Origin of the sequence: Streptomyces sp. yr375, from assembly GCF_900110755.1 — a bacterium.
In the GTDB taxonomy this organism is placed as follows: domain Bacteria; phylum Actinomycetota; class Actinomycetes; order Streptomycetales; family Streptomycetaceae; genus Streptomyces.
In genome coordinates this window covers 1-11204 of sequence record NZ_FOFF01000051.1, presented here as the reverse complement: position 1 = coordinate 11204, position 11204 = coordinate 1, and the positions used below count along the sequence as shown (strand labels likewise).

Annotated in this window: 11 protein-coding genes; 4 read left to right on the top strand and 7 right to left on the bottom strand. The window is 71.7% G+C overall.

The window, feature by feature from the left end:
- Window positions 1–122: 122 nt before the first annotated feature.
- Genes ligA through BMZ82_RS33045 form a run of 4 tightly spaced genes read right to left on the bottom strand, consistent with a single transcriptional unit; the run spans window position 123 to window position 4635 of the window.
- Entirely contained in the window at window positions 123–2315 is a 2193-nt protein-coding gene (gene ligA / locus BMZ82_RS33060; protein ID WP_093781092.1) for an NAD-dependent DNA ligase LigA, read from the bottom strand.
- A gap of 15 nt (window positions 2316–2330) precedes the next feature.
- Window positions 2331–3332, bottom strand: coding sequence for a methionine synthase (locus tag BMZ82_RS33055; RefSeq protein WP_093781091.1), 1002 nt, complete (start codon window positions 3330–3332; stop codon window positions 2331–2333).
- A gap of 46 nt (window positions 3333–3378) precedes the next feature.
- Window positions 3379–4077 carry an SDR family oxidoreductase gene (locus tag BMZ82_RS33050; RefSeq protein ID WP_093781090.1) on the bottom strand — a complete coding sequence of 233 codons (699 nt, stop codon included), beginning with the start codon at window positions 4075–4077 and terminating at the stop codon, window positions 3379–3381.
- 18 nt (window positions 4078–4095) lie between these two features.
- Complete coding sequence (locus tag BMZ82_RS33045; RefSeq protein WP_093781089.1) at window positions 4096–4635, bottom strand: LOG family protein; 540 nt, start codon at window positions 4633–4635, stop codon at window positions 4096–4098.
- Between the two features lie 51 nt (window positions 4636–4686).
- Here BMZ82_RS33045 and BMZ82_RS33040 point away from each other — a divergent pair, with 51 nt between their 5' ends.
- Complete coding sequence (locus tag BMZ82_RS33040; RefSeq protein ID WP_093781088.1) at window positions 4687–5010, top strand: DUF427 domain-containing protein; 324 nt, start codon at window positions 4687–4689, stop codon at window positions 5008–5010.
- A 38-nt stretch (window positions 5011–5048) separates the two neighbouring features.
- Window positions 5049–5828, top strand: a complete 780-nt coding sequence (locus tag BMZ82_RS33035; protein ID WP_093781087.1) for an alpha/beta fold hydrolase — start codon at window positions 5049–5051, stop codon at window positions 5826–5828.
- Window positions 5829–5874: 46 nt separating this feature from the next.
- On the opposite strand, the gene mnmA is transcribed toward BMZ82_RS33035, so the two are convergent.
- A complete protein-coding gene (gene mnmA, locus BMZ82_RS33030; protein WP_093781086.1) occupies window positions 5875–7002 on the bottom strand; it encodes a tRNA 2-thiouridine(34) synthase MnmA in 1128 nt (375 codons plus the stop codon).
- A gap of 114 nt (window positions 7003–7116) precedes the next feature.
- On the opposite strand from mnmA, the gene BMZ82_RS33025 reads away from it, so the two are divergent.
- Window positions 7117–7776 carry an N-acetylmuramoyl-L-alanine amidase gene (locus tag BMZ82_RS33025; RefSeq protein ID WP_093781085.1) on the top strand — a complete coding sequence of 220 codons (660 nt, stop codon included), beginning with the start codon at window positions 7117–7119 and terminating at the stop codon, window positions 7774–7776.
- A 285-nt stretch (window positions 7777–8061) separates the two neighbouring features.
- Window positions 8062–9639, top strand: a complete 1578-nt coding sequence (locus BMZ82_RS33020) for a multicopper oxidase family protein (RefSeq protein ID WP_093781084.1) — start codon at window positions 8062–8064, stop codon at window positions 9637–9639.
- Window positions 9640–9706: 67 nt separating this feature from the next.
- Here BMZ82_RS33020 and BMZ82_RS33015 read toward each other — a convergent pair whose 3' ends face one another.
- Both BMZ82_RS33015 and BMZ82_RS33010 read right to left on the bottom strand, forming a co-directional pair.
- Complete coding sequence (locus tag BMZ82_RS33015) at window positions 9707–10870, bottom strand: cysteine desulfurase family protein (protein ID WP_093781083.1); 1164 nt, start codon at window positions 10868–10870, stop codon at window positions 9707–9709.
- A gap of 136 nt (window positions 10871–11006) precedes the next feature.
- Window positions 11007–11204 (bottom strand): DUF4190 domain-containing protein (locus BMZ82_RS33010; RefSeq protein WP_093781082.1); only part of this gene is annotated, 198 nt, incomplete at its 5' end.

The following is an 11204-nucleotide window of genomic DNA, read 5'->3' as shown; positions in this document are numbered from 1 at the left end:
CCCCGGCCACCCTTATGCATCTGGTATGCGCCGATCGGGTGGCCTTCAACCGCCACTGTTCGCCTCTGTTGCGCCTTCTTCGCCGCTCCCCGCCGCTGCTCGCCGCTCCCCGCTGCTCCTGGCTACTCCTCGATGGGCAGGGCGACTTCGGTCGCCGCCTCGGGGCCCTGCTCCAACAGGACGGTGAAACCGTCCTCGTTCAGGACCGGCACCTTGAGTTGCATCGCCTTGTCGTACTTCGACCCAGGGTTGTCGCCTACGACGACGAAAGACGTCTTCTTCGATACAGAACCGGTCACTTTCGCTCCGCGGCTCTGGAGGGCGTCCTTGGCGCCGTCCCGGGTGAAGTGTTCGAGGGTGCCGGTGACCACGACCGTCAGCCCTTCGAGGGGGCGCGGCCCTTCGTCCGCACCGGTGCTCTCCTCCTCCATGCGGACGCCGGCGGCCTTCCACTTGCGGAGGATCTCCTGGTGCCACTCCTCGGCGAACCACTCCTTGAGCGAGGCCGCGATGATGGCACCGACGCCCTCGGTGGCCGCCAACTCCTCCTCGGTGGCCTGCTCGATGCGCTCGATCGAGCGGAACTCACGGGCCAGCGCCTCGGCCGCGACCGGCCCGACATGACGGATCGACAGACCGGTGAGGATGCGCGCGAGCGGGCGCTCCTTGGCGGCGGCGATGGTCTCCAGCATGGCCAGCGCGTTCTTCTTCGGCTCGCCCTGCTGGTTGGCGAAGACCGTGGCGATCTTCTCCTCGCCGGTCTTCGGGTCCCGCTTGGGCAGCCCGCTGTCCTGGTCGAGGACGTACGCCCGGATCGGCAGCAGCCGCTCGATGGTGAGGTCGAAGAGGTCGCCCTCGTCGGCCAGCGGCGGCCGCTCCGGCTCCAGCGGCTTGGTGAGCGCGGCCGCCGCGACGTACCCGAAGTGCTCGATGTCCAGCGCCTTTCGGCCGGCCAGGTAGAACAGCCGCTCGCGCAACTGGGCCGGGCAGGTACGGGCGTTGGGGCAGCGCAGGTCGACGTCGCCCTCCTTCATCGGCCGCAGCGCAGCGCCGCACTCGGGGCATTCGGACGGCATCACGAACTCGTGCTCGCTGCCGTCGCGCAGATCGACGACCGGGCCGAGGATCTCCGGGATCACGTCACCGGCCTTGCGCAGCACCACGGTGTCGCCGATCAGGACGCCCTTGGCCTTGACGACGTCCTGGTTGTGCAGGGTGGCGAACTCCACCTCGGAACCGGCCACCGTCACCGGCTCGACCTGCGCGTACGGCGTCACCCGGCCCGTACGGCCCACGCCCACGCGGATGTTGACGAGCTTGGTGTTGACCTCCTCCGGCGCGTACTTGTACGCGATCGCCCAGCGCGGCGCGCGGGCCGTGGAGCCGAGCCGCCCCTGCAACCGGATCTCGTCGAGCTTGACGACCACCCCGTCGATCTCGTGCTCCACCGAGTGCCGGTTCTCGCCGTAGTTCGCGATGAACCGGCGTACGGCGTCGAGGTCGTCGGCGATCTCGTTGTGCGGGGAGGTGGGCAGGCCCCAGGACTTGAGGAGTTCGTAGGCCTCGGAGAGGCGGCCCAGGCCCTCGTACCCCTCGAGGGCGCCGATGCCGTGCACGACCATGTGCAGCGGGCGGGAGGCGGTCACGCGCGGGTCCTTCTGGCGCAGTGAACCGGCCGCCGCGTTGCGCGGGTTGGCGAAGGGCTTGTCGCCGGCCTCGACCAGCCGGGCGTTCAGCTCCTCGAACTTCTCCATCGGGAAGTAGACCTCGCCGCGGATCTCCACCAGGGACGGCACCCCGTCGCCCGTGAGGCGGTCCGGGATCTCCGCGATGGTGCGCACGTTGGGCGTGATGTCCTCGCCCGTGCGGCCGTCGCCGCGGGTCGCCGCGCGCGTGAGACGGCCGTTCTCATACGTGAGGTTGACGGCGAGGCCGTCGACCTTCAGCTCGCACAGGAAGTGGTGGACGGAGGCCCCGACGTCCTTGTGGACGCGCTCGGCCCAGGCCGCGAGCTCCAGGTCCTCGAAGGCGTTGTCGAGCGACAGCATGCGCTCGCGGTGCTGGACGGCCGTGAACTCCGTCTCGTACGCGCCCGCGACCTTCTGGGTCGGCGAGTCGGGGGTGCGCAGCTCGGGGTACTCCTCCTCCAGCGCCTCCACGGCACGCAGGAGTCTGTCGAACTCCGCGTCGCTGACGACGGGAGCGTCCTTCACGTAGTACCGGAAGCGGTGCTCCTCGATCTGCTCGGCGAGCTGCGCGTGCTGCTCCCGTGCCTCGCTGGGCACCGCCGTCTCCGCTTGCCTGTCGCCGGCCACCGTGTTGTCCTCCCGTTACTCAGGGTTGTCCGCGAGTGATCTCGCCGCCCGGACGCAGTGGGCGAGGGCCTGGCGGGCGTACGCGGGGGAAGCCCCCGCGAGGCCGCACGTCGGCGTGAGCGTGACCGCCTCCGTGAGAAGCCCCGGTTGCAGCCCCAACCTGCGCCACAGCATCCTGACACCCATGACGCTACCGGCAGGGTCTGACAATGCCGCGTCCGTGCCGGGCACGACACCGGCGAACAGCCGGGTGCCGGCTTCGACCGCCTCGCCGAGCGCGTCGTCGTCACGCTCGGTGAGCAGCGAGAAGTCGAAGGAGACGGCCGCCGCGCCGGCCCTGCGCAGCAGCGCGAAGGGGACTTCCGGCGCGCACGAGTGGACCACGACGGGGTCCTCGCCCTGTACGCCGACGACGTCCCTGAGGGTGCTCTCCACGAGCTGCCGGTCGACGGCGCGGTAGGTGCGGTAGCCGCTGGCGGTCCTGACCCGGCCGCGCAGGACGGCGGTGAGGGAGGGTTCGTCGAGCTGGAGCACGACCTGCGCGCCGGGCACCCGGCGGCGGACCTCGGCGAGGTGCTCGCGCAGGCCCTCGGTGAGGGAGCCGGCGAGGTCGCGGCAGGCGCCGGGGTCGCGGAGCACCGCCTCGCCGTTCTTCGTCTCCAGCGCGGCGGCGAGCGTCCAGGGGCCGACTGCCTGCACCTTGACCTGGCCTTCGTAGCCCTGCGTGAACTCCTCCAGCGCGTCGAGGTCCTCCCTCAGCCAGGACCGGGCCCGGTGGGTGTCCCGGCCCGGCCGGTCGCCGATCCGCCACCCGCTGGGCTCCACGCGCGCGTACAGCTCGACGAGGAGCCCCGCGGTGCGGCCGATCATGTCGGCGCCGGGGCCCCGGGAGGGCAGTTCGGCGAGGAACGGGAAGTCGTCGAAGGACCCGGTGACGGTCTTGGCGGCCTCACGGGCGTCGCCGCCCGGCAGCGAACCGATGCCGGTGGCGGGGCCGAAACTGAAATGTGCGTTCACGAGTGAAGCCTACGTACGCCCGGAGGCCGGCCTCACCGCCCCGGCCTCACCGACCCGGTCGTACCGTCAGGTCGTTGATCTCCGCGTCCCTGGGCAGGTCGACGGCCGTCAGGATGGTCGTCGCGACGGACTCGGGGTCGATCCACTCCCCCGGGTCGTACTCCTTGCCCTCCTGCTGGTGGACCTTGGCCTGCATGGGGCTCGCGGTGCGCCCGGGGTAGACGGAGGTGACGCGGACGCCGTGGCCGTGCTCCTCGGCGCGCAGCGCGTCGGCGAGGGCCTTCAGGCCGTGCTTGGAGGCGGCGTACGCGGACCAGTCGGCGCTCGCCCGCAGGCCCGCGCCGGAGTTCACGAACACCACATGGCCCCGGGCGGCCCGGAGTTGGGGCAGGAAGTGCCGGGTCAGCTCGGCGGGGGCGATCAGGTTGACGTTGAGCTGGTGGCGCCAGGACTTGGGGGTGAGGTCGCCGACCGGGCCGAGGTCGACGACGCCCGCGATGTGCAGCAGGGAGTCCACCCGGTCCGGGAGCGTCTGGTGGGAGAAGGCCCAGCTCAGCTTGTCGGGGTCGGCCAGGTCTCCGACGAGCGTGCGCGCGCCGGGGAACTCGGCCGCCAGCTCCTTCGCGCGGCCCGCATCGCGCGCGTGCAGCACGAGTTCGTCCCCGCGCGCGTGCAGGCGGCGGGCGACGGCCGCACCGATGCCGGAGCCCGCTCCGGTGATCACATGAGTAGCCATGCCCGCCATGCTCGCATCAACGAGCCGCTACTCGATGCCCTGGCTCTCTTCGAGGTAGGCCAGTGCGCCCACCGGCTCCTCCACGAAGAACACCAGGTCGGTGAGGGGGCGGGGCAGGAAGCCCTCGTCGTCCATGCGGCGGAACTGCTCCTTGAGGCCGTCGTAGAAGCCCGCGGTGTTCAGCAGCACGACCGGCTTGTCGGTGTGGCCGTGCTTCTTCAGCTCCAGGATCTCGGTGGCCTCGTCCAGCGTGCCCGTGCCGCCGACCATGACGACGACCGCGTCGGCCTTCTCCAGCAGCAGCTTCTTGCGCTCGGCCAGGTCCTTCGCGATGACCATCTCGTCGGCCCCGGGGCGCGTCCGGTCCCTCAGGAAGTCCACCGACACCCCGCACAGCCGGCCGCCCGCCTCCTGCACGCCGTCCGCGACGACCTTCATCAGGCCGACGTCGGAACCGCCCCAGACGAGCGTGTGGCCGCCCTTGCCCAGCAGTTCGGCGAACTCGCGCGCGGGGCGCGTGTACCGGTCGTCGAGGTCGGCGGCGGAGAGGAAGACACAGATGCGCATGCCGCCACCGTACGTGGGAACAACCGGGGGCCTGCGAGTGCTTTTCCGGGCATGACCCAGGGACACACGATCACGATCGAGCGGGACGGCCGGCACGTCAGGGTCGTCCACGGCGGGCACGTCCTGGCGGAGAGCGACCGGGCACTCGTCCTGCGCGAGACGGGCTGTCCGGTGCGGTACTACCTGCCCCCCGAGGACGTACGCCTGGACCTCCTGACCCCCTCCGACACCCACACCCACTGCCCCTTCAAGGGCACGGCGTCCTACTGGTCGCTGCCCGACGCGCCCGATCTCGTCTGGGCATATCCCGACCCCAAGCCGGACGTCGCCGAGATCAAGAACCATCTCTGCTTCTACGAAGTCGAGGTGTCGTAGGGCGATGAGCGCCATGCCGTGCGGCAGTCTGCACAGGCATGGACAAGAAGACCATTTCCCGTGACGGCACCGAACTCGCGTACACCCGCGCCGGACAGGGCCCCGCGGTCATCCTGGTGAGCGGGGCGATGTCCACGGGCTCCACCGTGGCCCCCCTGGCCGGGCTGCTCGCGGACCGCTTCACCGTCCTGCGGTACGACCGCCGGGGCCGCGGCGAGAGCGGCGACACGGCGCCCTACGCGGTGGAGCGCGAGGTCGAGGACCTGGCGGCCCTCGTCGACGCGGCGGGCGGCGAGGCGGCGCTGTACGGCGTCTCGTCGGGCGGCGCGCTGGTGCTCCGGGCGGCGGCCGACGGGCTGCCGGTGCGCCGAGTGGCCGTGTACGAGACCCCGTTCGCCGTCGACGAGGAGGCGGCGGCGGAACGCGCCACGTACACCGCGCGGCTCACCGAGGCGCTCGCGCGCGGGCGGCGCGGGGACGCCGTCGAGTTGTTCCTGCGGCTGACGGGGCTGGCCGAGGAGATGATCCAGGGGGCCCGGCGAGCGCCGATGTGGGCGGGGATGGAGGCCATCGCGCCGACCCTCGCCTACGACGACGCCGTCATGGGCGACGGGCGGGTGCCCCGGGAGCGGCTGGCGTCGGTCGGTGTGCCCGTGCTGGGCGTGGCGGGCGGGGCGAGCGCGCCGTGGCTGCGCGAGGCCGTGCGCGCGGTCGCGGAGGCGGTCCCGCAGGGGACGTACCGGACGCTCGAAGGGCAGACCCACATGGTCGATCCGAACGTCCTCGCGCCGGTACTGGCCGAGTTCTTCGGCCAGTAGGCCAGTAGGCCAGGAGGCCGGCAGACCGGCGCTTGGACCGGTGCCGTCAGGACACCCCGGCCGTCGCCCGTACCGTGGACGCGATCGTGGCCGAGCCGACCACGCGCGTGTCGTCGTACAGGACGATCGCCTGGCCGGGGGCGACGCCCCGGACGGGCTCGGTGAAGGCGACCTCCAGGCGGCCGTCGAGCAGTTCGGCGGTCACCTCGGTCTCGCCGCCGTGGGCGCGCAGTTGGGCCGTGTAGGTGCCGGGGCCGGTGGGGGCCGCTCCGCACCAGCGGGGCTTGATCGCGGTCAGGGCCGTCACGTCCAGGGCGGCGGCCGGGCCGACCGTCACCGTGTTGTTCACCGGGGAGATGTCGAGGACGTAGCGGGGCTTGCCGTCGGCGGCCGGGGTGCCGATGCGCAGCCCCTTGCGCTGGCCGATGGTGAAGCCGTACGCGCCCTCGTGGGAGCCGATCCTCGTGCCGGACTCGTCGACGATGGCGCCCTCCGCCTTGCCGAGGCGCTTGGCGAGGAAGCCCTGGGTGTCGCCGTCGGCGATGAAGCAGATGTCGTGCGAGTCGGGCTTCTTGGCGACGGCCAGGCCTCGGCGCTCGGCCTCCGCGCGGATCTCGTCCTTCGTCGTCACCGTGTCGCCGAGGGGGAACAGCGCGTGGGCGAGCTGCCGGTCGTCCAGGACGCCGAGGACGTACGACTGGTCCTTGGCCATGTCGGAGGCGCGGTGCAGTTCCCGGGTGCCGTCCTCGCGCACGATGACCTGCGCGTAGTGCCCGGTGCAGACCGCGTCGAAGCCGAGCGCGAGCGCCTTGTCGAGCAGCGCGGCGAACTTGATCTTCTCGTTGCAGCGCAGGCACGGGTTGGGGGTGCGGCCTGCCTCGTACTCGGCGACGAAGTCGTCGACGACGTCCTCGCGGAAGCGGTCGGCGAGGTCCCACACGTAGAACGGGATGCCGATGACGTCGGCGGCGCGGCGGGCGTCCCGGGAGTCCTCGATGGTGCAACAGCCGCGCGCGCCCGTGCGGAAGGACTGCGGGTTCGCGGAGAGCGCGAGGTGGACGCCTGTCACGTCGTGGCCGGCTTCGGCGGCGCGGGCGGCGGCGACGGCGGAGTCGACCCCGCCGGACATGGCGGCGAGTACGCGGAGGGGGCGGGGCTGCGAGGTCTCAGTCATAACCCTTCCAGAGTACGGGTCGCCGGGAACCGCAGCCCGCGCACATCCGTTGACGATCACGAGGGGCGCAAAAGGGCGGGCAGGGCAGCACCGGTAGGCGGGAGGGGCACGGGTATGGGGGAGCGGACGGGTGACTCCGACCGGCGGATCGGGCGGCGCGCGCTGCTGATCGGCGGGGCGGTGGCCGCGGCCGGCACCGGAGTACTGGCGCGGGACGAGCTGGCGCGGTTGTACTGGCGGCTGCCCGGCGTGCGCAGACAGCGGGTGGCGGGCGCGGTCGACTTCCGGGGCGCGCGGTGGGTGGCGGCGTCGGAGGCCAACTTCCGCTGGGCGGACCGGCCGGACGACTACGGGGTCGACATGATCGTCGTCCATGTCACCCAGGGCGATCTGGCGAGCGCGGTGAAGGCGTTCGAGGACCCGGGGCACCGGGCGGCGGCGCACTACATCGTGGGCCGGGACGGGCACGTCACGCAGATGATCCGCGAGCTGGACGTGGGGTACCACGCGGGCAACCGCGCGTACAACGAACGCAGTGTCGGCATCGAGCACGAGGGCTTCGTGGACCGGCCGAAGGACTTCACCGACGCGATGTACACGGCGTCCGCGCGGCTGGCCGCCGCGATCTGCCGGCGGTACGACATACCCGTCGACCGCGAGCACATCATCGGGCACGTGGAGGTGCCGGGCACGGACCACACCGATCCCGGGAAGCACTGGGACTGGGACCGGTATCTGCGGCTCGTGCGGGAGGCGCGGACGGCTGCCGCCTGAGCGCCGTCCAGCCATCCACCGGCCGTTCACCGGCCACCCACCGGCCGCCCACCAACCGTCCATAGAGTGACGCAGGTCACATCCGCTGGAATATCGTGAAGGATCGGTGAGCGTCGGCCGTCCGATGTGTCCCCTGTCCCGAACATGACCTGCGAACCGTCAACTCGGCGTCCTTTGAGGCTGGTTGACACGGGGTCGGCGCGCACGGCGGTCGCACAGCGTCCTCGGCTCGCCCCTAGGTTCGGCCCAGTCTTTACATAAGCCTTAGGTCGAAGCTCCACGGCTATGACCGACACCACAGATCCCGCCTCCGGCGCGGAACGGCAGACCAAGGGCGCCCACGCGAGGAGCGGCCGGAGCGTCAAGGACGAGCACGGGAAGGAGTCCAAGGGCGGGCGCGGCAAGGGCCTGCACCGGCGGAAGTTCCTCGGCGGGATGGCCGGCGCGGCCGGGCTGGCCGCCGTCGGGGCCGCCGGGGCGACGTTCTCGCTGCTGACGGGCAACAACAACAAGGCGGCCGCCGCCGACGCGACCGGCACCCTCACCATCCCCGACCTGCTGGAGGGCACCACGGCCGACGGCACCACCACCTACACCCTGACCGCGAAGACCGGCACGAACGAGGTGATCAGCGGCGTCAGCAGCACCACCGCCGGCTACAACGGGACGTTCCTCGGCCCGACCATGAAGTGGACCACCGGCGACACGGTCCTGCTGAACATCACCAACACCCTGGGCGCCGACACCTCGGTCCACTTCCACGGCGCCCACATCCCGGCCAAGATGGACGGCGGCCCGCAGAACGCCTTCGCGGACGGTGTGACCTGGTCGCCGACCTTCGAGGTCAAGGACGAGGCGAAGACCCTCTGGTACCACCCGCACGCCCTGGGCACCACGGCCGAGCAGGTCGTCCACGGACTGGCTGGCATGGTCATCGTCGACGACGGCTCGGACGTCTCGACCGCTCTGCCGAACGACTACGGCGTCGACGACATCCCGATCATCCTTCAGTGCCTGGCGGCCGACAGCAGCGGCGACATCAAATACAACATCAGCGGCTATCTCGCCTCCAGCCTCAGCTACCCGCTGCTGTGCAACGGCACCAACGTCGACTCGACGACCCTCGGGTTCACGGCCACCAAGACGCGCACGCGCTTCCGGGTGCTGAACGCCTCGCCGGCCGACATCCTGACGGTCCAGCGCAGCGACGGCGGGACGCTCACCCAGATCGCCACCGACCAGGGCTATCTGACCGCGCCCACCGAGGTGACGTCGATCCGGCTGGTGGCCGGCGCGCGCGCCGAGTTCGTCCTCGACCTCGCGGACGCGGTCACGCTCCAGGCCGTCGTCACGACCGGCTGGATCCGTGGCGGCAGCGGCACGTACGACTTCCTGACGGTGACTCCGGACGCCACCGACACGCCCGCCGACCTGCCGAGCGCGCTCAACACGATCACCCGGTACGACACGAGTGCCTTCACCGCGCGGACGATCTCCCTCGGCCAGAGCGGGCAGAACATGACGATCAACGGCTCGGTCGGCACCACCATGTCCGGCATGGCGATGATCAGCACCACGCTGGACGCCGAGGAGGTCTGGACGATCAAGAACGGTACGCAGTTGGAGCATTCGTTCCATCTGCACGACGTGCCGTTCCAGTTGATCGAGATCAACGGTTCGACGCCCACCGGCGTCGACCTCGGCTGGTTCGACACCTACGAGGTGGTCGGCGGCGGCTCCATCAAGATCGCGATGAAGTTCACCGACTTCACCGACGACACGTACATGTACATGCTCCACTGCCATCTGCTCCAGCACGAGGACGAGGGCATGATGGCGGCGCTGATGGTGACGGAGAGCTAGCGCCTTCGGCCGCTCCCCGACCCCGCCTCTCCGAGACCCCGCGTCGGCCCGACGCGGGGTCTCGGCGTCACGTCAGTCCCGCCGCGCGGGCCCGTTCCACCGCCGGGCCGATGGCCTTGGCGACGGCCTCGACGTCGGCCTCGGTGGAGGTGTGGCCGAGGGAGAAGCGCAGGGTGCCGCGGGCCAGGTCGGGGGCGATGCCGGTGGCGAGCAGGACGTGGCTGGGCTGGGCGACCCCGGCGGTGCAGGCGGAGCCGGTGGAGCACTCGATGCCCTGGGCGTCCAGGAGCAGCAGGAGCGAGTCGCCCTCGCAACCGGGGAAGGTGAAGTGGGCGTTGGCGGGGAGCCGGTCCACGGGGTCGCCGCCGAGGATCGCGTCCGGGACGGCCGTACGGACCGCGTCGATCAGGGTGTCGCGCAGGGCGCCGATCTCGCGGGCGAACCACTCGCGCTGCTCGGCGGCGAGGCGTCCGGCGACCGCGAAGGAGGCGATGGCGGGGACGTCGAGGGTGCCGGAGCGGACGTCGCGTTCCTGACCGCCGCCGTGCAGGACGGGTACGGGGGTGTACTCGCGGCCCAGCAGGAGCGCGCCGATGCCGTACGGGCCGCCGATCTTGTGGCCGGTGACGGTCATCGCGGCGAGGCCGGAGGCGGCGAAGTCGACGGGGACCTGGCCGAAGGCCTGGACCGCGTCGGCGTGCAGCGGGACGCCGAACTCGGCCGCCACGTCCGCCAGTTCGCGGACCGGCATCAGGGTGCCGATCTCGTTGTTGGCCCACATGACGGTGGCCAGGGCGACGTCGTCGGGGTTGCGGGCGATCGCCTCGCGCAGGGCGTCGGGGTGGACGCGGCCGTGGGGGTCGACCGGCAGGTACTCGACCGTGGCGCCCTCGTGTTCGCCGAGCCAGTGCACGGCGTCGAGGACCGCGTGGTGTTCGACGGGGCTGGCCAGGACGCGGGTGCGGGCCGGGTCGGCGGCGCGGCGGGACCAGTACAGGCCCTTGACCGCGAGGTTGTCGGCCTCGGTGCCGCCGGAGGTGAGAACGACCTCGCTGGGGCGGGCGCCGAGCGCTTCGGCGAGGGTCTCACGGGCTTCCTCGACCGTGCGGCGGGCCCGGCGGCCGGCTGCGTGGAGGGAGGAGGCGTTGCCGGTGATGCCCAGGTGCGCGGTGAGTGCCTCGACCGCCTCGGGAAGCATCGGGGTCGTCGCGGCGTGGTCGAGGTATGCCATGGTGGCGACGATTCTACGGGGCCGGGTAGTCGGCCTCGCCTCAAGGTGCCCGCGGTCGGCCCGCGGTCGGCCCGCGGTCGGCCCGCGGTCGGCCCGCGGTCGGCCCGCGGTCGGCCCGCGGTCGGCCCGCGGTCGGTCAGAAGCTCCAGGAGATCGTCGAGTCCGCCTGGATGAAGGCCGCCAGGACCAGGAGGTCGGCGATGCCCAGGGCCAGGCCGAGGTAGGCGCGGCCGGGGCGGGCCGTGCGCCGCCAGAGGGCGACCGAGGCCAGGGCGATGGCGATCGGGCCCAGGAAGAGATTGAGGACGAGCAGGCCCAGGAGGCCCAGGATGAA